The organism is Litorilituus sediminis, assembly GCF_004295665.1.
Taxonomy (GTDB): Bacteria; Pseudomonadota; Gammaproteobacteria; order Enterobacterales; family Alteromonadaceae; genus Colwellia; species Colwellia sediminis.
Window position 1 is genome coordinate 1,343,092 of sequence record NZ_CP034759.1, and the last position, 21,591, is coordinate 1,364,682.

Consider the following 21,591-nt stretch of genomic DNA (forward strand, 5'->3'; position numbering starts at 1 on the left):
ATATTAGGTGTTTTATCAAATTTTCACTCATTGTACCAGCAAATTTAAACAGGCGTTTAAATTAAATTTTTAACTAAGTGCATAATTATTTTTTGTTGCTATCCTTAAGCTGCCAAAAGTCAATAAGCTCAGATACAACACCACTTGCTTGCTCCATATGAACATGGTGACCACCTGATAATTCCACTTCAGTAAAGTGCTTAATCAAGGATGAAAACTCTTGCAGCGCGCTATTTACTGAATCCATGCCCTTGTCTCCATGTAACAATAATACTGGACAAACCACATCAACAAGTAAGTGCTTTGCTTGCGACAATGTCATTCGATAAGGAGATAAAGTTCTTACTCTGGCATCAGAGCGCCAACTAAAATGATTAGCCGATTGCTCACTGGCTTGTTTTAGTGAACGCTCAACAATAAGCTGCGCATTATGATATGCCAAATCAGATACTTGCATGCGTGCTTTAATTGCCGTTTCTTTGCTAAAAGTTCGTGCTACATTTTGCTTAGCTCGGCTTTGATTCGCTTTAATTCGACTTAACAGCCCAGCTCGTAATTGCTGACTAGTATCTTCTTCTTTTGCAGTAATAAAGCCTAAGGCATCGATAAGTATTAGTGAGTTAATTTTTTCAGGAAAGGCTGCGCTAAAAGCATTCGCTATCATAGCCCCCATTGAGTGCCCGATAATATCTACAGACTGCCAAGCGTTATGTTCAATAACTTGTAGCAAGTCATAAACATAATCAAAAAAATGATAATGAGCATCTTGGCTACGATGATCTGACAAGCCATGGCCTGGCCAATCTAAGGCAATAAAGCGCTTACCTAAACAGTCAGGATCATTCTTTTTTATTGCACCAAGCATTGGCAAAAAACTGGCGGCATTATCAAGCCAGCCATGCAAGCAAAGCACCACAGGTGATGACTCCTTGCCTAGTGCTAAGCCATGAATGGTTTTTCCCTGAATACAATAGCTAACGGGTTCAAAATCAGGTGAAATGTTTTGTTCAATCATAAAAGTTATCTTCGCTTAGCCAATGAAAAGCACGCCAGCAGTGCTAATACGCACCAGATTAAAACCCAGATAATTTCAGGAATGAAAGTCATGCCAGCTAGCGCTGCACCATCGCCTAAACTGCGCCCATCAAGCAAATAAGTTGGACTAAACAAACTATTAAGTAAAATAATAACGCCAATAAATTGTAATATAAGCTGTAAATACACTAACTTTCTTAACTTAAGTGTTAACAAGAACATAACGATAAGCACAGCTAAAATAAAGGCCGTTAATAAGTCTCTCACCCAAAAAATAACTGAACTTACCAACACAAGTAAAATGAAATAGCTAAAAGCTTGAGCCACTTTTTGATGGGCGCTGGCTAAACGATAAATCCCCCATCCCCAAAGCGTAGCGCCGGCATAACCAAAAAAGCTAATAACAAATGTTATACCACCACGAGTGGTACACAGACCGGCGCCATTAGTAAACAACTCAATTTTTACAATATTGCCACCAGTTAATAAAGCGGCTAAGCCATGACTAATTTCATGGAAATAACTTTCCAGCCAATTAAAAGGGATCGATACGATTGGAATTTGCCGAATAAAGATTGCCAGTACCAGTAAAAAGTAAAATCGGTACGACTGCCAAAAGCTTTGTTTTTCGAAATGTTGAGAATTGTCTGACATAAATGATACTAACCCACTATTGCAGAAGGCTGTTGCCTATTTGTTTAGGCAAGTAGCTTAGGCAAATAAATCAACGCCCATCATGCTTTGCACCGACTCACGTTGCGCTAAATTTCCAACCAACTGATAGCTAGAAATAGCGGTTTGATTGTTTCGAGTGATTTGTTCTTTTGCTAATTGATTCGAATTCTGATAATTCAATTCACTATTATTCACTGCGAACAATTGCGTAGAGCGCTCTAATTCGGCTAGCGTTTTTTCATCAAAATTAACTGTATCTTGAGGTTGATTGACACGTTCAGCTTGTTCAACTGTATTGCGGCTAGACTTTGCTTCTTCATTAACTTTGCCTATAGTGATACTTTCTTCGGGTGCAACTGCACGCTTACCAGAGGTAAGTTGATTATCACGAGGGTAATTTACAGCTAAGTTTTGAATTTGCATGAGTTTAATCTAACAAAATTATTTGTATACTGACAAGCGCTGATACTTAGCTTTAACTAAAACGTCATCAGTATTACTCTCTGCCAGGAAGTTTTTTCCACGACACAGTATCTCTGACATAACTAGGCTGTGCATGCTCAGCACTAACCCCCTCACCATTTTCTAACGCCACTTTGCCAATGATTAACATCGCCTCTGCTGTTGGAAATAACACTTGAGGGCTGCCTTCATTTACTTTTAATTTTGATAAATGCGCTTTGTATGCATCCCAACCAGTACCAACGGCATAACTAGGGTTAGTGCTAATACCTGCATCGGTTAAATGCTGCGCCAATAGTTCAGGCGGCGTTACCGCTTCAGAGCACTTAGCTTGCATTATATTGTGCTCATCTAGCTCGAAATAGCCATTGTAAACCTCAGACATTCGCGCATCAATTGCCGCTAATACCTTAGTTTGCTGATGCTTTTCAAATGCTATTTGTGCCATGGCTTGTAAGCTAGAGATACCAACAACCGGCAAGTCGGCAGCAAAGGCTAAACCTTGCGCAACACCAACACCAATTCTTACGCCAGTAAAACTGCCCGGACCACGGCCAAAGATCAGCCCGTCGAGATCAGTAAGCTTAATATTAGCTTCATTTAATAAGCTATCAACCATAGGTAAAAGTTGTAAACTATGCGATTGCGGACACAAGTCATAACGACTATAGACCTTATCACCAACCTGCAATGCAACCGAACAAGCTTCTGTTGAAGCATCTAATGCCAAATAATTCACACTTACTACCTTAGTTATTAATCTCTTAAACTCTGTAAAAATTGCTCAGCCTTATGTACATCTCTACTGCGCTTCATGGCAGGTAAACTTTTTAAAAAGGTTTGTCCATAAGGCCTACTAACGAGCCTGTCGTCGCATATTACCAAAATACCGCGATCATTAACATCACGAATCAGTCGCCCTACCCCTTGTTTTAAGGCAATGACTGCTTGTGGTAATTGAATTTGTGCAAATGGGTCGCCACCTTGTCTGCGAGCATCTTCACAGCGCGCTTGCAGTAAAGGATCATCAGGCGAGGCAAATGGCAACTTATCAATGATAACGCAAGTAAGCTTATCGCCCCTTACATCGACCCCTTCCCAAAAGCTCGCGGTTGCTAATAAAACGGCATCATCAGAGTCAATAAACTGCTCAAGTAGCACTCGCTTAGCCATTTGACCTTGCACTAGTAAAGGATTATCAACCATATCTGCTAATAACTCAGCAACTTCATTCATAACCCTGTAACTAGTAAACAGCATAAAGCATGCACCATGACTCGCTTGAATTAAAGGCACAGCAAGTTCAGCTAAACTTTGCGCCCTACCTTGCTCATTTGCTTGTGGTAAATAACGAGGCACAATCAATTGCGACTGAGCTTGATAATCAAAAGGACTTTCTAACATTAGCTGCTTGGCACCACTTAAACCAAACTGCTTAATAAAATGCGAAAAACTGTTATCTACAGCGAGCGTAGCGGAAGTAAAAATCCAACCAGCACCAGACTCCTTAACAAAAGCGCTAAACTTATCAGCCACAGTTAATGGGGTTTTATGTAATACCACATGCCTTGGTGTGGTTTCATACCAAAAGCTCATACCAAAAGCGTCAACGTCTTTCATAACCTCGTATTGCGCGAGCAGCTTTACCACGCGATCAAAGCAATTATCTATGGCTTCATTTCTTGATACACATAACTTGATAACTTGATAAAGAAAATCAATATCGGTTTGCAGCGCTTTAAATTTTAATGAAAAGCGTGATTGCTGACATTTTTCTCGCCAATTCCCCCGCTCAGGATCAAAATTAAAAAGCAATCGAAATTCCTGACAGCGTTTTTGCAGCTTTTCAGCCGCAAGTCCTAACTGCTTAACATCAGTTAAACTACTACGGTGAATTTGCAATACATCAGTGCATAAGTCAGACATTTGCCGCGTTGAAAATGACTCGCCAAAATACTCACTAGCAATATCCCCAATTTGATGGGCTTCATCAAATATCATCACTTGCGCTTTAGGGATTAACTCGCCAAAGCCGGTATCTTTTAATGCCATATCAGCAAAAAATAAATGGTGATTAACCACAATGAGATCAGCATCAATGGCTTTTTGTCTTGCCTTGACCAAATAGCATGCTTCGTAATTTGGACACTCTCGCGCCAAACAATTATCTAGCGTGCTAGTCACATAAGGAAAAATAGCAGAATCTTCAGCGACATTAACCAGCTCGCCAATATCACCTGCCTGAGTATTATTAGCCCATGACTTTACTTTCACTAAGTCATTTAACATTTGTGCATCAAGCTGACCACGCGAGTGCTGATATTGCTCTAATCTGTAGAGGCATAAATAATTTGCTCGCCCCTTTAATAAGGCAATTTGCGCATTACTTGCTAAGGCTTTTTTTATCAGTGGAATATCTTTATGAAATAGTTGCTCTTGCAGGTTTTTAGTCCCGGTTGAAACAATAATTTTTTTGGGATTTTCTGCAGAACTTTCTCCGCCGGCTATGTTTAAAAACGCCGGAATAAGATAAGCAAACGTTTTTCCTGTACCAGTACCGGCCTCAACTATTAAGGACTCTTGCTGAGCAATAGCATCAGATACTTTTACTGCCATATCAGTTTGCGCTTGTCTTGGAGAAAAGCCATCAATAGCTTTTGCTAACGCGCCCTGATGTGAAAAAGCTTGCTGAACCAAATTCATTAAATAACAACTGTACTAATCATATAAAAGGAAAAAGATTATACGCAAAGCACTCTAGTTAACCAAGCACAGCAAACACCTTCTAAACACAAACTTTCTGTATAAAGCAATTAGCTCCGCTATATTTGACAAAAGTCGGCGTACTTTAGCAGCTCACCTTTATACTGCACTTGTACATTTTGTTTAGGCTCAACGCTTATATTGAGTGGCTTAGCTAAATGCCTTAAAAGTAGGTTATAGAGACTTGTATCTTTGATCTTGGCAAATTCCTTCGCCAATGCGCTCAGCTCTTTATCCGTCAGCTGCTTGCCTTGCATCACTTGATAAGCATGTTCAAGTAGCAATAAATAAATATGCCTATCATTATTTTTGCTGCCATGAGTTAACGAGCTAATAGGAGAATATAACCGAAGATAAAGCATCTCATCATCTTGAACAATGGCCAGCAATAAGAGGTTTAACCCTGTAATCAGCTGTCCTGAACGTCTTGATATTTTTTGTGAAAGGTGCATGCCTTCAATAAAGTTTTTTTTAGCTAAGCTGTAGTTGCCTTGCTCTAGGGCTAACAGCCCCAAGGCATTATAAATAATGCTTTGATAGATTTCATTTTGTTGCTGCAAAGCAACAACTAAGGCACTTTGATATATTTGCTTCGCTTCACTAGTTTTACCTAAATGGCGCAAACTTATCCCTTTACTGACTTTCAAACTGAGTAATTGCTTATAATTATCAATGGGCTGTTGCAAGGCACAATCAAAGACATCAACTGAGCGCTCAATATCACCTAAGCGCCGCATCATAATACCAACACTACTTAATAGCGTAATAAGCTTGTCATTGGCCTCTTTTAACTCAGGGTAACTAAGCATTAGCGCGGCTGTTGACTCAATCTGAGTTAAGTCATTTAAGCTCACCGATGCTCTTAGCAAATTTTGCAACCAACGTAACTGTGTTTGCCTATCTAACACTGAGACTTTATCTAAATGCTTCGTTAAAATAGCTGTCGAAACCGAAGGCTTAACCTGTAAATAATCTTCAGCTTTAGCTAGCTCATCAAGCATAGCTTGCTCTGTAAGCTTAGCCTCACTATGAAATACAAAGAAAAAAGCAAGTTGTATTACGATTAATTTCATACTCGCCCTTCTAATAAATGACCTAGATTATAGTCATAAAAGCTTATTAACATTGCATGATCGCTATCATGGTAATAACAATGGTGTATGGTATGACTTTTTGACTCTCTTTTATCTAAAGAAGAGTAACACTTAAGTTATTATCTTAGCAAAATTTGAGACGAACCAGATTGGAATTCAGAGAAATAGTATTAAGCGTATAAATCTAAGTGCTTAGCCTTTAACGCTGAGCGTGCAGCTTCTATTTTTTCATCATCACTTAGTACGGTTTGCTTGTTAGCATTTGATTCAGCCTTTTCTTGACTATTAGCCTTTTCTTGATTATCAGCCTGCTCTTCCTGCTGATGCTGACTAGCCTCTTCACTCATTTCAAAATAGTAGTCGTGATTCTCTAGATGGTCTAAATCTTCCTTAAGCTTACCTGCACCAGACTCCTTCAATAAAGCCTTAACCTTTAAATTCGCAGGTTTTATTGGGATTTGTACAACACGTGCTAATTGGGTCGTAAATATATCCATAAGTATTTCCAAAAGTAGCTATCTAAAGCGCTCATTTAAACATTACTACTTATAGTATCGACTATAATTGAACAAACTTTAACCTAACATAAATATAACTGCAGCTTTGCTCTATATAACCAATAGTGATAAAAAAATTTTAGTTATTACTTGCAGCTAAAGAAATTAATCAGTAATGTAATGCCTATATAGAAAAGGTATACATTTTATCATCCACTGATGAGTATACAGAGAAACAACTTATAAAATACTGAGGTTTACCTACTAATGACTTTTAACCTGAATAGCCGACATCACCATCACCATAGCGATTAGCCCATTCAGGTTTATCACTGATGGGCTGTGGGCCTTTCAGTGGATTTAGACACCAGTAAAACACGTTTATAAACCCCCGAAAGAGTCTGCACTCTCTCGGGGGTTTTTCGCATTTTAACGGCCAAGAAATTGTATATACATGCCTTAGGCAGAAAGAATTTAACATTTAAACATTAAAGATTTTAAAACATTAGGAAATAACATTATGACTACAGAGCCACGTTTACGCATTGCCATGCAAAAGTCTGGTCGCCTAAGTGAAGACACTCAAAAGCTACTAAAACGTTGCGGCTTAAAGCTCAACGTAAGTGATCGCCGTTTACTCGCTCATGTCAGTAATATGCCTATTGATATTATGCGAGTACGTAGCAGTGACATACCTGGACTGGTAATGGATGGCGTATGTGACTTAGGTATTGTTGGCGATAACACCTTAGAAGAAGCCGCGTTAGAGCGCCAATTAATCGATCAAAAATATGATTACGTTCGCACAACAGGCTTAAACTTTGGTGGTTGTCGCCTATCAATTGCTATGCCTGAAGAGTTTAATTATCAAGGTATTAAAAGCCTAAACGGTTTACGCTTTGCGACAACTTACCCTCAGCTATTAAACCGTTATGCCAGAGAAAATGGTATCAATGTTGACTTTTGTTTACTAAAGGGCTCAGTTGAAGTAGCACCAAGAGTGGGTTTATCTGACGGTATTTGTGATTTAGTTTCAACTGGCGCAACCTTAGAAGCAAATGGTTTAAAAGAAGTTGAAGTGATATTTAAGTCACAAGCATCACTGATTCAAAACCCTGCCGTGTTAGAGCCTAGTAAACAAAAGATTTTAGATACCTTATTGCCGCGTATTCAAGGTGTAATGAAAGCAAACGAAAGTAAGTACATCATGCTACACGCACCAAAAGAGAAAATCACCCAAGTTAGTGCATTAATGCCAGGTAAAGAAACGCCAACCATTTTACCTTTAGCAGGTCGAGAAGATCTTGTTGCCGTACACGTAGTTGCCACTGAAACCTTCTTCTGGGAAACCATGGAAGAATTAAAGGCACTCGGCTGTGATTCAATTTTAGTTATGCCAATTGAAAAAATGATGGGCTAATAACGATGAAGGTAGAGTGGTTCAGCCACTTTACCTTAATAGCTCAAGTAGTAGATTTACAGGAAAAAAACATGAACACGCAAATAATTGATTGGCAAACACTATCTTCGCAGCAAAAATCTGACGCCCTTGCGCGTCCAGCCATTGCTGATAATGCCTTGTTATCAACGCAAGTTGCCAATATTTTAGCGCAAGTACAAAAGCAAGGTGATAAAGCGTTAATTAAGCTTACCGAGCAGTTTGATGGTATTACTTTAACAAACCTAGCAGTGTCTAAAGCTCAGGTTGAACAAGCAAAACAAGCACTAACGCCAAAGCGCATCGAAGCAATAAATACCGCTTACCAGCAAATAAAAACCTTTCACAGCGCACAAAAGGCCAGTGACATAGCTGTAGAAACTCGCCCAGGTGTTAACTGCATTCTAAAAACAGAGCCCATTGAAAGTGTTGGTTTATATATTCCTGCTGGCTCTGCGCCCTTACCGTCAACCGTACTCATGCTTGGCGTGCCTGCACAGTTAGCTGGCTGTAATCGTGCCGTACTTGTTTGCCCTCCTGATAAAACGGGTCAATTAGCGAACGAAATCCTTGTTGCCGCTGATTTATGCGGCATTGAAGAAATCTATACCGTTGGTGGTGCGCAAGCAGTGGCTGCACTAGCTTATGGCACTGAAACCATTAAGCCAGTAAATAAAGTGTTTGGCCCAGGTAATCGATATGTCACCGAAGCGAAAAAACAACTATCACAACAAGTTGCCGGTTTTGCCATTGATATGCCAGCCGGTCCTTCAGAATTATTAATTATTGGTGATAGCAAAGCTAACGCTGCTTTTATTGCGGCTGATTTACTCTCACAAGCAGAGCACGGCAGTGACAGCCAAGTAATTTTATTAACAGACAGTGAAGCATTAATTCAAAACGTTGCTGACGAATTAACCAAACAAGTCGCCTTGTTATCAAGAAAAGATATCGCTTTACAAGCATTAAAGCAATCTCGCTTAATACTTACTAACGATTTGGCGCAAGCTGCGCAAGTATCCAATGCTTATGGTCCAGAGCACTTAATCATACAAACTGAGAATGCCGAGCAGCTATTATCTAGCCTTCGCAACGCTGGCTCAATTTTTGTTGGTGCTTATACACCTGAATCTGCCGGAGACTATGCCAGTGGTACTAACCACGTATTACCAACCTATGGCTACTCTAAAGTTATCGGCAGTTTATCGCTTGCAGACTTTTCAAGACGCTACACAGTGCAAAAGCTCACTAAGCAAGGCTTAGCAAGTTTAGCTGAGTGTATAATCGAGTTAACAGATGCTGAAGGCTTAGACGCACACCAACGAGCCGTCACCATTCGCCTAGAAGAAGGGGCATGCTAATGGCAAACTCAAACTTAACAACCGCAGAGCAATTAGCACGCGAAGAATTGTTAGATATGGTGCCTTATCAATCTGCTAGGCGTTTATTTGCCAGCGCAGACGCACAAACCGACAAAGTTTGGCTCAATGCCAACGAAGCACCGGGTACAGGTAATTATCAGCTTAACGCCAGCAATATAAATCGTTACCCTGATTTTCAACCGGAGAGTTTAATTTGTGCTTATGCAAATTATGCCGATATCAGCCAAGATAGCTTACTGGCAACACGCGGTGCTGATGAAGGCATTGAACTTATCATTAGAAGTTTTTGTCAGGCATATCAAGACAATATTATTATTTGTCCGCCAACCTATGGCATGTACGCTATTAGCGCCGAAAACCACGGCGCAGGCGTAATTACAGTACCATTAAAGGCTGATGATTTAACCTTAGACCTTGATGGCTTAAAGCAACAAGTTGCTAAAGCAAAGGTGGTATTTTTATGCTCACCTGGCAATCCAACAGGTAACTTACTACCACAAGCGCAAATACTCGCTGCAATTGAGCTATTTAAAGGCACTGCTATGGTGGTTATTGATGAAGCCTATATTGAGTTTTGCCCCGATTACTCATGCGCTAAATTAATTAAACAGTACGATAATGTTATCGTTTTAAGAACGCTATCAAAAGCTTTTGCTTTAGCTGGCCTTCGTTGTGGATTTACCTTGGCAAATCCTGATGTTATTACCCTATTAAGTAAAGTTATTGCTCCTTACCCAATTTCAGCGCCGGTGGCCGAAATAGCAAGTAAGGCACTAACCAATGAATTAACTATGATGCGCAGCCGAGTACAAGAAACTAACTCAATTAAAGAAAGCTTAGCGGCTTGGTTAGCATCTCAAGCTTGGTGTCAGCAAGTTTTCGCCAGCAATGCAAACTTTGTACTTTTTCGTTGTAGCAGTGCCAACGAGAAAACACGTATCTTTGAGCTTTTGCTTGAAAATGACATTTTAATTAGAGATCAATCTAAGCAACTTCAACTTGAGCACTGCTTGCGTATTAGCATTGGCAGCGAGCAAGAAATCGCTAAATTACAACAAATATTATCAACGCAGTAATAGACAATATTGAGCACGTTATGAGTAACAAACCAGAAAAAATATTATTTATCGACCGAGATGGCACTTTAGTAGAAGAGCCACCTATTGACAAACAACTAGATAGCTTAGAAAAATTGGTATTTGAGCCTAACGTTATTCCTGAGCTACTAAAACTTCAAGCAAAAGGTTTTAAGTTGGTCATGGTGTCCAATCAAGACGGTTTAGGAACTTCAAGCTTCCCACAGGAAGACTTTGACTTACCGCATAACAAAATGATGGCTTTGTTCTCTAGTCAAGGAATCATATTCCAAGATGTATTGCTCTGCCCGCACTTTGATGAAGATAACTGCAACTGCCGTAAGCCTAAATTAGGCATGGTAAGTGATTACCTACAACAAGGTCGTGTTGATTTTGCTAACTCTTACGTGATTGGTGATCGAGATACCGATGTTCAATTAGCCAACAATATGGCAATTACAGGTATTAAATATAATCGTGACTCGCTTAACTGGCAGCAAATTAGCGCTCAAATTATTGCCGAACTTGAAAAACCACGTATAGCAAGGGTTGTCAGAACAACAAAAGAGACTGATATTAAAGTTACCGTTAACCTCGACGAGTCAGGTGCTAACCACATTGACACCGGCTTAGGCTTTTTTGATCACATGCTAGATCAAATTGCCACTCACGGCGGTTTTAGCTTGCAATGTCAAGTGACAGGTGATTACCACATTGATGATCACCACAGTGTTGAAGACACCGCTTTAGCGCTTGGACAAGCGTTAAAACAAGCACTTGGCGATAAACGCGGTATTGGTCGCTTTGGTTTTGTCTTACCTATGGATGAATGCAAAGCAGAGTGTGCTATTGATTTATCGGGTCGACCTTGGCTTGAGTTTAGTGCTGACTTTACCGCAGATAATGTTGGTACTATGTCAACACAAATGGTTTCGCACTTTTTCAGATCACTTGCTGACTCAATGCTGATCACTTTGCACTTATCAACTTCTAAAGGTAACTGCCACCACCAGGTTGAAAGCTTGTTTAAAGTATTCGGTCGTGCACTAGGCCAAGCAATCAAAGTAGAAGGTGACGAGCTACCAAGCTCGAAGGGTACATTATAATGATCACTGAGCAATCAAATTCATTAAAAGAGACAAACTTTGTTATTGTTGACACTGGCTGCGCCAATTTATCATCCGTCAAGTTTGCCGTTGAACGCCTTGGCTACCAAATCAAGGTAACGGATGATATTGAGCTAATCAAAGCTGCTGACAAAGTCATTTTCCCCGGTGTTGGCAGCGCTAAACACGCCATGAAAAACATTGTCGATAAAGGCTTAGTAAAGACGCTACAGCAATTAACACAGCCAGTACTTGGCTTTTGTTTAGGCATGCAGTTAATGACGGAGTCCTCAACCGAAGGAACTCAGCCCTCAACTGAAGGAAATCAATCTTCAACGGAAGGAAAAGATGCTTCTGAACAGTCAGTTCCCTGCTTAAACCTTATTCCAACCAAAGTGGCTCCGCTGCAATCAAAAGGAAACAGGTTACCGCACATGGGCTGGAACACTTTAACATTAGTGGGCGAGCACCCTATTTTTAAAGGCATTAGCTCAGGAGACTATGTCTATTTTGTCCATAGTTTTGCCGCGCCTGTCAGTGAATACACGATAGCCAGCTGTGCATATGGTAGCGAATTTTCTGCCGCCATAGCCAAAGACAATTTTATTGGCTGTCAATTTCACCCAGAACGTTCAGCAGCCGTAGGCAGCACAATAATTAAAAACTTTTTAGCTTTATCACCACAGGAGCTTGTAAGCTAATGATGATACCCGCAATAGATTTAATTAACGGTGAAGTAGTTCGCTTATATCAAGGTGATTACAACCAGAAAACTAATTATCAATACACAGTGCAAGAGCGACAACAAGCTTATGCAAAGGCTGGCGCTAAGGTTATGCACTTTGTGGATCTTGATGGCGCTAAAGACAGTACTAAACGTCAATTGGCTACGTTAAAAACCGTCGTTAATCACGACAGTATGACCATTCAAGTGGGCGGCGGTATTCGCAATGAGCAAGATGTTCAGCAATTACTTGAGCTAGGTGCGGATCGCGTAGTCATTGGCTCTTTAGCCATTAAGCAACCAGAGTTAGTACAAGCTTGGCTTAAAACCTATGGCGGCGATAAAATTGTCCTTGCTTTAGACATTAAAATTGATGAGCAAGGTAATAAAACACTACCGACCCACGGCTGGATTAAAGACAGTGGCGTTAACTTAGAAGACTTGATGGAGCAATATATCAATGCAGGCATCAAACACATTCTATGTACTGACATTTCTAAAGACGGTACGCTTTCAGGTAGCAATGTACAGCTATACACAGAGTTATGCGAAAAGTACCCTCAAATACAATGGCAAGCATCTGGCGGCATTGGTAGCTTAGCTGATATTAAAGCACTCATTCCTACCGGCGTAACTGGCGTCATTTTAGGTCGCTCATTACTTGAAGGTAAATTCACCCTTGAGGAGGCAATCGCATGTTGGCCAAACGTATAATTCCTTGTTTAGACGTACGTGACGGAAAAGTTGTTAAAGGCGTTCAGTTTAGAAATCACGAAATCATTGGTGATATAGTGCCATTAGCGCAAAAGTACGCCGAAGCTGGTGCAGACGAGTTAGTTTTTTACGATATTACCGCAAGCAGCGATGGCCGTGTTGTAGATAAAAGCTGGGTTAGTCGTATTGCGCAAGTAATTGACATCCCCTTTTGCGTAGCTGGTGGTATTAAAAGTGAAGCGGATGCTAAAGAGATATTGATGATGGGTGCCGACAAAATCAGTATTAACTCTCCTGCACTTGCCGACCCAAGCCTTATTTCTCGTTTAGCAGATCATTTTGGTCAGCAATGTGTTGTTGTTGGCATTGATAGCTTTTTTAATAAAGATGCCAATAATGGCCAAGGCGAATATCAAGTCTACCAATTTACAGGTGATGAAAAACGTACTCAGCAAACAAGTTGGACAACTTTTGACTGGATAAAAAAAGTCGTTAGTTTAGGTGCCGGAGAAATTGTACTGAATTGCATGAACCAAGATGGTGTGCGCAAGGGTTACGATATTAGCCAGCTTAAACAAGCACGAGAGGTGTGTAATGTACCACTTATTGCCTCTGGCGGGGCTGGTGAAATTGAACACTTTAGCCAAGTTTATCAACAAGCCGATGTAGATGGTGCGCTTGCTGCCAGTGTATTCCACAAAGGCGTTATAGCAATTAGCGATTTAAAAGCGCAATTAAAGCTCAACAATATTGAGGTAAGACCATGTTAGTAACTCAAGACAATATCAATGAATTAGCTTGGCAAAAAATGGATAATCTCATACCTGCCATTATTCAGCATGCAGGAACGGGCGCCATTTTAATGCAAGGTTTTATGAGTCAAGACTCACTAATGGCTACATTAACGTCTGGTAAAGCGACCTTTTACAGTCGTTCAAAGCAAGACCTTTGGATTAAGGGTGAGACCTCAGGCAATTTTTTAAATGTAAAGCAGGTACTTACCGATTGTGACAAAGATAGTTTACTTATTGCTTGTCAGCCCATTGGGCCAACTTGCCACTTGGGCACAGAATCTTGTTTTCCTGAGCAAAAGTTAAGTCAGCAAAACTTCTTAAGTGAGCTTGAACAAGTCATCGCCAGTAGAAAAAGTGATGCGCCAGAAGATAGCTATACCGCCCAGCTCTTTTCTCGTGGCACTACTAAAATAGCGCAAAAAGTGGGAGAAGAAGGCGTAGAAGTAGCCTTAGCTGCCGTTGCAGAAACAAAGCAAGATTTGCTTGGCGAATGCGCTGATCTCTTCTATCACACCTTAGTGTTACTGCAAGACAAAAACATCGAGTTAAGCGAAGTAATGGCTGTTTTACAACAACGCCACCAAAAGTAATTAATACCAAGTTAATTAAGTATTTGATCATTTAGCGAGAATTAAAAGGCTTATAAGCAAGGCGCTAATTGCAAAGAATGGTTATTCCCTTGTTAAAATTAGCAACGCTGGTTATAAGCCTTTTAAACTCGCCCTTTGGGAGTTCAAGAATAACATGATAACTGCACAATATTTATTTGATGTAGAACGACTATATCTTCATAAATCTTGCTTGTTCTAATGCTATTCTTGTAACTCTAAGTGACTAAATATTTAATCAAATTGGTATAACCTCTGCTCAATCAAGCGTGAGTAAAGCATCCTTGTGATAACAAGTTATCCTTGTTATAACTTAATAAGGATGCTTTTTTTATGGACAATGTTTACTTTGAGGTCGTTCATATTTAGATGCAAGTTAAGCGCAAAACACTAAGACTATCACCCCCTATCATTTTCATCTTATTGTTACTTGTTCAAAGTACATTAGTTACGGCGCTTGCTCGCCAAGACACTATCTTGATATATATTCGCGATGATGTATACGAAGACTATTTACAGTTTATTGATGGTAGAGATGTCCTGCAAATCACTAACTTTTCCGGGAAAAATATTCGCCGAGATGTTGTTGATATGATTTTAGCTCAGCAAGCACTAAGACTTGGTGGCTTTGAGCATAAATTTAGTTATGCCTCAGGCAAAGTAAATTTTCGCAATACCAAAATGCTGCAAAATGGCCGCCTGCTGATCAGCTTTGATTCTTATTGGCTTAACGATGCACTCCCCTTAGCAGATAAGGTTTTTATTTCTCAAGCTGTCATTCGCAATGGTGAATATGTTGCAGGCATTTATACTAGCCCTAAAAATACTAAAGTGCTTTCGGTTAAAAATTTGCAAGACCTTAAGCAATTAAGTGCAGTATCAACCCCGTTATGGCGAACTGACTGGCAAACACTGCAATCTTTGCCCCTAAAAGAGCTAGTAAGAGAAGACTCCTGGCTATCAATGGCAAGAATGGTTAATATCCAGTGGGTCGACTTCTTACTGATGGCGTTTAATTCCACTCCAGATAAAAGCTTTACTATGGACGTTGTCCATTTAGTACCTGTTAAAAACATTGCCGTTGTACTTAATGATTCTCGCCACTTTGTTATCAGTAAAGCTCACCCTAAAGGCGCTGAAGCTATTAAAGCAATGAATGAAGGTATATCTAAGCTAAGACAAAAAGGTGCGATAAAAAAAGCCTATCAACAAGCAGGTTTTTTCATTGATGAAAGAGATATAACCATTATCAATAGGTAGTGTATAAATTCTACAAGTAATTAAAGCTTAATAAAATTGTATTGAACAAACGCTATTGTTATCTATAATTAGCGGTTCACTTATGCGAACAGCTAGTTCGAATAACTGTGTAGTAGCAAATTGATTAAGTACCAATTTAAAACAATAGCAAAGGAGTGGACATGCTAAAGCATGCTGCAATAAAGAAATACGGAAAGAAGCTCTTACCTAAATTACAAGAGCGCTATGGTAATCACAACTTTTACTCGGCCAGCCAAGTGAGAGCTACCGTGTACCAATGTAACTTTAACCCTAAATATTTGCCATTAGGCTACCTGCTTTTTCTAGAAGAAAATGCATTGACGAAAATTTTATCTATTGAGTTCCCTGATCTTTGTATTGATGATTACAAGGCTGAAATGTGTAGTTATCTAGATAGAAAAAAATATCATGGCAGTTTATCGCAATTAATCGAAGAAGTTGCTTAATTAAGGTATGACAAAACTATCTTGGCAATCATTATCATTTGAGCAACTAACAACGACACAGCTTTATGATTTATTAAAGTTGAGGGTAGACGTGTTTGTTGTTGAACAAAACTGTCCTTACCCAGATCTCGATAGTGATAGCAATGAATTAGATAGACATACTCAAACTATTCACTTATTAGGTTATCAAAGTGATGAACTGATAGCCTATGCGCGAATTTTAGCAAAAGGTCAAAGCTATGCTGACTATATCAGTATTGGTAGAGTAGTCACTAAAGCCTCAGCTAGAGGCTCTGGGCTAGGTCATCAGCTATTGCAGCAGGCATTAGAACTTTGCCAACAACATTATCCAAAAGAAAGTATCAAAATATCTGCGCAAGAGCATTTAGCAAACTATTATCAACAGCACGGCTTTAAACAAGTTTCACCTATGTATTTAGAAGATAACATTCCGCACATAGCTATGATAAAAGATTGCGAAAAATAAACGTCAAAAGACAAAAATTCAATCAAAAAGCACAGACATAAAAAAACTCGCCTTAGCGAGTCAGACTGATGACAAAGTCCTAGACAGTAGTCTAGGACTTTGATCTAATAAAAACATGGAAAATTACAAAAATTAACCATGTTAAGAGAACCTTCCCCGCAACAACATGAACTCGAAATGGTCACGCTAGACCAGTTAGTTCCAGCCAACCATCTAGTTCGTAAACTCGATAAGTATATTGACTTTGAGTTTATTCGAGATGAAGTCAAAGACTTATATTGCACTGATAATGGTCGTCCTCCGGTGGAGCCAGTCCAGCTATTTAAAATTATGCTACTTGGGTACTTATTTGGTATTAAAAGTGAGCGCCAAATCATCAAAGACATCGAAGTAAATGTCGCGTATCGATGGTTTCTCCGCATGGGGCTTACCGAGAAAGTTATCGATGCCTCAACACTTAGTCAAAATCGTATTCGTCGTTTCAATGGCACAGATGTATTTGAACGTATATTTAATCACATCGTCCAACAAGCCATTAAACATGGTCTAGTTGGGGGCAAAGCCTTATTCACCGACAGCACACACTTAAAAGCAAACGCCAATAAACGAAAGTTCACCAACAAGCTCAAACCCGTCTCAACCAGTGCCTATATTAAGCAAATCAACAAAGCTGTGGAGGCAGACCGTAAAGCGGCTGGAAAAAAGCCACTCAAGGATAAAGGCTATTGTGAGATAAAGCGGAATAAGGTAAGTAAAACCGATAGTGATAGCGGTTATATGCACCGAGATGAAAAGCCAAAAGGTTTTTTCTACCTAGACCACAGAACCGTAGATAACGACTATAACATTATTGTAGATACGCATATTACGCCAGGTAATGTCCACGATTCTCAACCATACATTGCTCGCCTTGATGCCATTGAAAATCGCTTTGCACTATCCCCTGAATTTGTTGGTATTGATGCAGGCTACTTCACAGCGCCCGTCTGTTTTAATCTGGAACAACGTAACATCCAAGGGGTGTTTGGTTACCGTCGTCCTTCACGAACGAAGAATGCCATTAAGAAAAAGCACTTCAAATACGACGAGAAAGCAGATACGTATACCTGCCCGCAAGAGCAAACGTTAATCTACTCGACCACCAGTCGAGAGGGTTACCGAGAATATCATTCTGACCCCAAGGTATGCGTTAATTGCCCTCAATTAAAAGATTGCACTAAGAGTAAAAGTCATAAGAAAGTGATAACACGCCACGTAATGGCTGCGAGTCAAGATCGGGCTAATGAATTTCGCTTAACAAGCCTTGGTAAATACCTTTACAAACGACGATGCGAAACCGTTGAAAGAAGTTTTGCTGATGCAAAGCAACACCATGGTCACAGGTATGCAAGATACCGAGGTAAGCATAATGTTCAAATGCAAGCATATATGGCTGCGGCAGCACAAAATATGAAGAAGATAGCAATGACGCTATCAAATATTCCCCAAATAATGGCAATCTAAAAAGGATAGCCCTTTAAAAGCTCAATTCGAGACATTAACACGCCAAATAGGGAAGATAAGCCCCAAACAAGTCCAGAAAAACCAAATAAAATAGAAAAGACGTGGCTAGAAAAATATCGAGATCGCAGCCTACGGCTGCTCATAAAAGACAAACCCCGAACAGAATGACGGGGTTTGTCAGTAATCTGACTCGCCTTAGCGAGTTTTTTTATGTCAACTTGAGCTCATAACTAAGCAAGTTTTTCAGAAAGTAGCGCGCTCACTTGCTCAACAGCCTGAGTACCATCTATGGTCAAATAGTTACAAGAGCCAGCCTTAGCTTCTGCTTGGTAAAAATCGACTAATGGCTTAGTTTGCTCATGATAAATAGCTAAGCGCTTACGCACTGTCGCTTCTTCATCATCAGGGCGAATTGATAAGTCTTCACCAGTAACATCATCCTTACCTTCAACTTTTGGCGGATTATATACAAGATGATAAACACGACCTGAGCCTGAATGCACTCTTCGTCCAGCCATACGCTCAACAATAACTTCATCAGGTACATCAAACTCAAGCACATGATCAACAGTAATACCATTCTCTTTCATTGCATCAGCTTGAGGAATAGTACGAGGGAAACCGTCAAGTAAGAAACCTGCTTGACAATCATCTTGAGCAATACGCTCTTTTACTAGGCCGATGATCAATTCATCTGATACTAATTGACCCGCATCCATAACGGCTTTGGCTTGCTTACCAAGCTCTGTTCCCGCTTGTATTGCAGCACGTAGCATGTCTCCAGTAGAAATTTGTGGAATACCAAATTTTTCCATTAAAAACTGTGCTTGTGTGCCTTTACCAGCGCCTGGAGCACCTAATAAAACAATACGCATAATATGTAACCTTAAATTGATGGTTAAAAAGTTAAATTGAAATAAAAATTATTACATTAATATTATTAATTGATCACACTAATGTAATATTTCTTTTTGCGGCTGACACTATACAAGCAAGGCCGTAGCCACACAAGAGCCAAAGGGCTTCAAACGAAAAAAAAGGGGGCTAAAACCCCCTTTTTCCGACTAAAGTATTAACACTATATTAGTGAACACTTAAAACTGACTACTTAGTCAAACTTAACATAAGCTTATTCAAACGCGTCACAAAGCTAGCAGGATCTTTTAAACTGCCACGTTCTGCTAACATGGCTTGTTCAAACAATACTTCAACCCATTGCTTAAACTGCTCGTCATCTTGCTCATCAGCTACATGCTTAACCAGTGCATGCTCACCATTAATTTCAAAAATAGGTAATGTTTCAGGTACTTCCTGGCCTACTGATGCCATTAACTTAGCCATCTGGCTGCTCATATCATGCTCATCAGCAACAATACACGCCGGAGAGTCTGTTAAACGCTGTGAAAGCTTCACATCCTTGGCTTTACCAGCTAAAGTTTCTTTAATGCGTTTCACCACTGAATCAAACTCTTGTTCCAGCTTTTCTTGTGCTTCTTTACTTTCAGCATCATCCATGTCACCTAGATCAAGGCCACCACGAGTTACTGACTGTAATTGCTTACCATCAAATTCAGTTAAATGGCTCACTAACCACTCGTCAATGCGATCAGACATTAATAACACTTCAATGCCCTTCTTACGGAATACTTCCAAGTGAGGACTATTTTTAGCCGCTTCAAAGCTATCAGCTACCACATAATAAATCTTCTCTTGGCCTTCTTTCATACGTTCAATATATGATGCTAGTGACACATTTTGAACTGAGCTATCTTCATGAGTAGACGCGAAACGTAATAAACCTGCAACCTGCTCTTTATTAGCAAAGTCTTCTGCCGGGCCTTCTTTTAATACTTGGCCAAACTCATCCCAGAAACCTTGGTATTTTTCCGCATCTTTCTTGCCAAGCTTTTCAAGCATTTTAAGAACACGCTTAGTACACCCCTTACGAATAGCTTGAGTTACCTTATTATCTTGTAGGATCTCGCGAGAAACGTTTAATGGCAAGTCATTTGAATCAAGTAAACCTTTCACAAAACGTAGGTAGGTTGGCATAAATTGTTCAGCATCGTCCATAATGAAAACACGTTGAACATAAAGCTTTAAGCCGTGCTGTTTTTCTCGGTTATACATATCAAATGGTGCTTTTGATGGCACATATAACAAAGACGTATATTCAGTCTTACCTTCTACTTTGTTGTGCTCCCACAATAGCGGATCAGCAAAATCATGTGAAACATGCTTATAAAACTCTTTATACTCATCGTCACTCACATCTGCTTTTTCACGTGTCCACAGTGCCGTAGCTTTGTTAACCGCTTCCCACTTCGCTGGTATCGCATCTTGTGCTTCTACTGCAGGTGTTGTCACATTACCTTCATCATCTTTTACTTCAGCAACCGCTTCTACTGCTGGTACTTCTGGTGTTAACATTTCAACAGATACAGAAATATGATCAGAGTACTTAGTTACGATTGACTTTAAGCGCCAGTCGTCGGCAAACTCAGACTCATCTTCGCGCAAGTGCAAGATAATATCGGTACCGCGGTTCGCCTTTTCAATTTTGGCCGTAGTGAACTCGCCTTCACCTTCACTTACCCACTCAACACCTTCACTGGCAGCATCACCTGCTTTTCGCGTACGTACCGTAACTTTATCTGCAACAATAAAAGCTGAGTAGAAGCCAACACCGAATTGACCGATTAATTGTGAGTCAGCTGCTTGATCACCTGATAGTTGAGAGAAAAATTCAGCAGTACCAGACTTAGCAATGGTACCTAAATGTTCAACTACATCATCGTGATTCATACCGATACCATTATCAGAAATAGTCACAGTTCTATTTTCTTTATCACAACTTACGCGTACACGTAAATCGCCATCGTTCTCGTATAAATCATTATCTGATAACGCTTTAAAACGTAACTTATCGGCAGCATCAGCGGCATTAGAAACTAACTCACGTAGGAAAATTTCTTTATTTGAATAAAGTGAGTGAATCATTAGTTGTAGTAGTTGTTTTACTTCGGTTTGAAAACCGTGAGTTTCTACTTGCTTAGCTTCAGACATCTGAAACATCTCCTATCAAAAATCATTAAATAAAATATTCGAATTTCTCGATAGAAACTATGTGGGGACACGGAAAAAGATTTCAAGGGAAAGTTATTCGCTTTAAATAAATTTTTAAAGCTATGCTGTCAAATAATGACTTTCCGATTAGCACAGCTAAGTTTTATTCATTTGTAGGCTAGATAGCATCACTGGCGAGATACCTGATATTGAGATAAAAAGTTACCAGAGCTTTCAGTATAACGAAAGGCTAAGAGAATGCCGGAGCAGTGCCACTGCTCCGGACGGAAATACTTGTGAGGAACGATTGACAGATCAGCTCTAACCACAAAGTACTACTACTGATCTATAAACAGGGAGTGAATTACATATCAGTAACAAGATAATACTAACAAACAAATTGTATACTGTATATTGCCAGTTGTAATAAAGTATTACTA

21 protein-coding genes are annotated in these 21,591 nt (G+C 39.8%); 12 read left to right on the forward strand and 9 right to left on the reverse strand.

Annotated features, from left to right (window positions below):
- Positions 1-85 precede the first annotated feature (85 nt).
- From EMK97_RS06040 to EMK97_RS06070, 7 genes are all read right to left on the reverse strand, one after another.
- Positions 86-1,015: an alpha/beta fold hydrolase gene (locus tag EMK97_RS06040; RefSeq protein ID WP_130600362.1), complete on the reverse strand. Its 930-nt coding sequence runs from the start codon at positions 1,013-1,015 to the stop codon at positions 86-88.
- A gap of 5 nt (positions 1,016-1,020) precedes the next feature.
- Positions 1,021-1,689, reverse strand: a complete 669-nt coding sequence (locus tag EMK97_RS06045) for a M50 family metallopeptidase (RefSeq protein WP_130600364.1) — start codon at positions 1,687-1,689, stop codon at positions 1,021-1,023.
- Between the two features lie 57 nt (positions 1,690-1,746).
- Positions 1,747-2,133, reverse strand: a complete 387-nt coding sequence (locus EMK97_RS06050) for a hypothetical protein (protein ID WP_130600366.1) — start codon at positions 2,131-2,133, stop codon at positions 1,747-1,749.
- 73 nt (positions 2,134-2,206) lie between these two features.
- Positions 2,207-2,911 carry a tRNA (adenosine(37)-N6)-threonylcarbamoyltransferase complex dimerization subunit type 1 TsaB gene (gene tsaB / locus EMK97_RS06055; protein WP_130600368.1) on the reverse strand — a complete coding sequence of 235 codons (705 nt, stop codon included), beginning with the start codon at positions 2,909-2,911 and terminating at the stop codon, positions 2,207-2,209.
- 17 nt (positions 2,912-2,928) lie between these two features.
- Complete coding sequence (gene yoaA / locus EMK97_RS06060; RefSeq protein WP_130600370.1) at positions 2,929-4,875, reverse strand: DNA repair helicase YoaA; 1,947 nt, start codon at positions 4,873-4,875, stop codon at positions 2,929-2,931.
- Between the two features lie 119 nt (positions 4,876-4,994).
- Positions 4,995-6,008 carry a hypothetical protein gene (locus EMK97_RS06065; RefSeq protein WP_130600372.1) on the reverse strand — a complete coding sequence of 338 codons (1,014 nt, stop codon included), beginning with the start codon at positions 6,006-6,008 and terminating at the stop codon, positions 4,995-4,997.
- A 191-nt stretch (positions 6,009-6,199) separates the two neighbouring features.
- Entirely contained in the window at positions 6,200-6,526 is a 327-nt protein-coding gene (locus EMK97_RS06070; protein ID WP_130600374.1) for a hypothetical protein, read from the reverse strand.
- 520 nt (positions 6,527-7,046) lie between these two features.
- On the opposite strand from EMK97_RS06070, the gene hisG reads away from it, so the two are divergent.
- The 12 genes from hisG to EMK97_RS06130 all read left to right on the forward strand — a co-directional run bounded on the left by hisG (position 7,047) and on the right by EMK97_RS06130 (position 18,085).
- Positions 7,047-7,946, forward strand: coding sequence for an ATP phosphoribosyltransferase (gene hisG / locus EMK97_RS06075; protein ID WP_145963105.1), 900 nt, complete (start codon positions 7,047-7,049; stop codon positions 7,944-7,946).
- A 71-nt stretch (positions 7,947-8,017) separates the two neighbouring features.
- Positions 8,018-9,325, forward strand: a complete 1,308-nt coding sequence (gene hisD, locus EMK97_RS06080; protein WP_130600378.1) for a histidinol dehydrogenase — start codon at positions 8,018-8,020, stop codon at positions 9,323-9,325.
- Entirely contained in the window at positions 9,325-10,422 is a 1,098-nt protein-coding gene (gene hisC, locus EMK97_RS06085) for a histidinol-phosphate transaminase (protein WP_130600380.1), read from the forward strand. Before hisD ends, hisC begins: the two co-directional genes overlap by 1 nt.
- 20 nt (positions 10,423-10,442) lie before the next feature.
- Positions 10,443-11,528 carry a bifunctional histidinol-phosphatase/imidazoleglycerol-phosphate dehydratase HisB gene (hisB, locus tag EMK97_RS06090; protein WP_130600382.1) on the forward strand — a complete coding sequence of 362 codons (1,086 nt, stop codon included), beginning with the start codon at positions 10,443-10,445 and terminating at the stop codon, positions 11,526-11,528.
- Positions 11,528-12,229 (forward strand): imidazole glycerol phosphate synthase subunit HisH, encoded by a 702-nt coding sequence (gene hisH, locus EMK97_RS06095; RefSeq protein ID WP_130600384.1) that lies wholly within the window; start codon positions 11,528-11,530, stop codon positions 12,227-12,229. The genes hisB and hisH overlap by 1 nt, the downstream gene beginning before the upstream one ends.
- Positions 12,229-12,966 carry a 1-(5-phosphoribosyl)-5-[(5-phosphoribosylamino)methylideneamino]imidazole-4-carboxamide isomerase gene (gene hisA, locus EMK97_RS06100; RefSeq protein WP_130600386.1) on the forward strand — a complete coding sequence of 246 codons (738 nt, stop codon included), beginning with the start codon at positions 12,229-12,231 and terminating at the stop codon, positions 12,964-12,966. The genes hisH and hisA overlap by 1 nt, the downstream gene beginning before the upstream one ends.
- Complete coding sequence (hisF, locus tag EMK97_RS06105; RefSeq protein WP_130600388.1) at positions 12,948-13,736, forward strand: imidazole glycerol phosphate synthase subunit HisF; 789 nt, start codon at positions 12,948-12,950, stop codon at positions 13,734-13,736. The genes hisA and hisF overlap by 19 nt, the downstream gene beginning before the upstream one ends.
- Positions 13,730-14,350: a bifunctional phosphoribosyl-AMP cyclohydrolase/phosphoribosyl-ATP diphosphatase HisIE gene (hisIE, locus tag EMK97_RS06110; RefSeq protein ID WP_130600390.1), complete on the forward strand. Its 621-nt coding sequence runs from the start codon at positions 13,730-13,732 to the stop codon at positions 14,348-14,350. Before hisF ends, hisIE begins: the two co-directional genes overlap by 7 nt.
- A gap of 387 nt (positions 14,351-14,737) precedes the next feature.
- On the forward strand, positions 14,738-15,628 hold the full coding sequence (locus tag EMK97_RS06115) for a hypothetical protein (RefSeq protein WP_246028895.1): 891 nt from the start codon (positions 14,738-14,740) through the stop codon (positions 15,626-15,628).
- A gap of 161 nt (positions 15,629-15,789) precedes the next feature.
- Positions 15,790-16,095, forward strand: a complete 306-nt coding sequence (locus EMK97_RS06120) for a DUF6559 family protein (protein ID WP_130600392.1) — start codon at positions 15,790-15,792, stop codon at positions 16,093-16,095.
- Positions 16,096-16,102: 7 nt separating this feature from the next.
- Positions 16,103-16,582: a GNAT family N-acetyltransferase gene (locus EMK97_RS06125; RefSeq protein WP_130600394.1), complete on the forward strand. Its 480-nt coding sequence runs from the start codon at positions 16,103-16,105 to the stop codon at positions 16,580-16,582.
- 138 nt (positions 16,583-16,720) lie between these two features.
- Positions 16,721-18,085, forward strand: coding sequence for an IS1182 family transposase (locus tag EMK97_RS06130; RefSeq protein WP_130598330.1), 1,365 nt, complete (start codon positions 16,721-16,723; stop codon positions 18,083-18,085).
- Between the two features lie 230 nt (positions 18,086-18,315).
- Here EMK97_RS06130 and adk read toward each other — a convergent pair whose 3' ends face one another.
- On the reverse strand, positions 18,316-18,960 hold the full coding sequence (gene adk, locus EMK97_RS06135) for an adenylate kinase (RefSeq protein ID WP_130600396.1): 645 nt from the start codon (positions 18,958-18,960) through the stop codon (positions 18,316-18,318).
- Positions 18,961-19,189: 229 nt separating this feature from the next.
- Positions 19,190-21,151, reverse strand: coding sequence for a molecular chaperone HtpG (gene htpG / locus EMK97_RS06140; protein ID WP_130600398.1), 1,962 nt, complete (start codon positions 21,149-21,151; stop codon positions 19,190-19,192).
- Between the last annotated feature and the right edge of the window lie 440 nt (positions 21,152-21,591).

Bases quoted from the DNA above. Each gene is read 5' to 3' on its own strand.
- hisF (WP_130600388.1), top strand. From the start codon at position 12,948: ATGTTGGCCAAACGTATAATTCCTTGTTTAGACGTACGTGACGGAAAA.
- EMK97_RS06070 (WP_130600374.1), bottom strand. From the start codon at position 6,526: ATGGATATATTTACGACCCAATTAGCACGTGTTGTACAAATCCCAATA.
- EMK97_RS06050 (WP_130600366.1), bottom strand. From the start codon at position 2,133: ATGCAAATTCAAAACTTAGCTGTAAATTACCCTCGTGATAATCAACTT.
- hisA (WP_130600386.1), top strand. From the start codon at position 12,229: ATGATGATACCCGCAATAGATTTAATTAACGGTGAAGTAGTTCGCTTA.
- hisD (WP_130600378.1), top strand. From the start codon at position 8,018: ATGAACACGCAAATAATTGATTGGCAAACACTATCTTCGCAGCAAAAA.
- hisC (WP_130600380.1), top strand. From the start codon at position 9,325: ATGGCAAACTCAAACTTAACAACCGCAGAGCAATTAGCACGCGAAGAA.
- yoaA (WP_130600370.1), bottom strand. From the start codon at position 4,875: ATGAATTTGGTTCAGCAAGCTTTTTCACATCAGGGCGCGTTAGCAAAA.
- htpG (WP_130600398.1), bottom strand. From the start codon at position 21,151: ATGTCTGAAGCTAAGCAAGTAGAAACTCACGGTTTTCAAACCGAAGTA.
- EMK97_RS06125 (WP_130600394.1), top strand. From the start codon at position 16,103: ATGACAAAACTATCTTGGCAATCATTATCATTTGAGCAACTAACAACG.
- hisH (WP_130600384.1), top strand. From the start codon at position 11,528: ATGATCACTGAGCAATCAAATTCATTAAAAGAGACAAACTTTGTTATT.
- hisIE (WP_130600390.1), top strand. From the start codon at position 13,730: ATGTTAGTAACTCAAGACAATATCAATGAATTAGCTTGGCAAAAAATG.
- EMK97_RS06040 (WP_130600362.1), bottom strand. From the start codon at position 1,015: ATGATTGAACAAAACATTTCACCTGATTTTGAACCCGTTAGCTATTGT.
- adk (WP_130600396.1), bottom strand. From the start codon at position 18,960: ATGCGTATTGTTTTATTAGGTGCTCCAGGCGCTGGTAAAGGCACACAA.
- EMK97_RS06115 (WP_246028895.1), top strand. From the start codon at position 14,738: ATGCAAGTTAAGCGCAAAACACTAAGACTATCACCCCCTATCATTTTC.
- EMK97_RS06120 (WP_130600392.1), top strand. From the start codon at position 15,790: ATGCTAAAGCATGCTGCAATAAAGAAATACGGAAAGAAGCTCTTACCT.
- EMK97_RS06045 (WP_130600364.1), bottom strand. From the start codon at position 1,689: ATGTCAGACAATTCTCAACATTTCGAAAAACAAAGCTTTTGGCAGTCG.
- hisG (WP_145963105.1), top strand. From the start codon at position 7,047: ATGACTACAGAGCCACGTTTACGCATTGCCATGCAAAAGTCTGGTCGC.
- hisB (WP_130600382.1), top strand. From the start codon at position 10,443: ATGAGTAACAAACCAGAAAAAATATTATTTATCGACCGAGATGGCACT.
- EMK97_RS06065 (WP_130600372.1), bottom strand. From the start codon at position 6,008: ATGAAATTAATCGTAATACAACTTGCTTTTTTCTTTGTATTTCATAGT.
- EMK97_RS06130 (WP_130598330.1), top strand. From the start codon at position 16,721: ATGTTAAGAGAACCTTCCCCGCAACAACATGAACTCGAAATGGTCACG.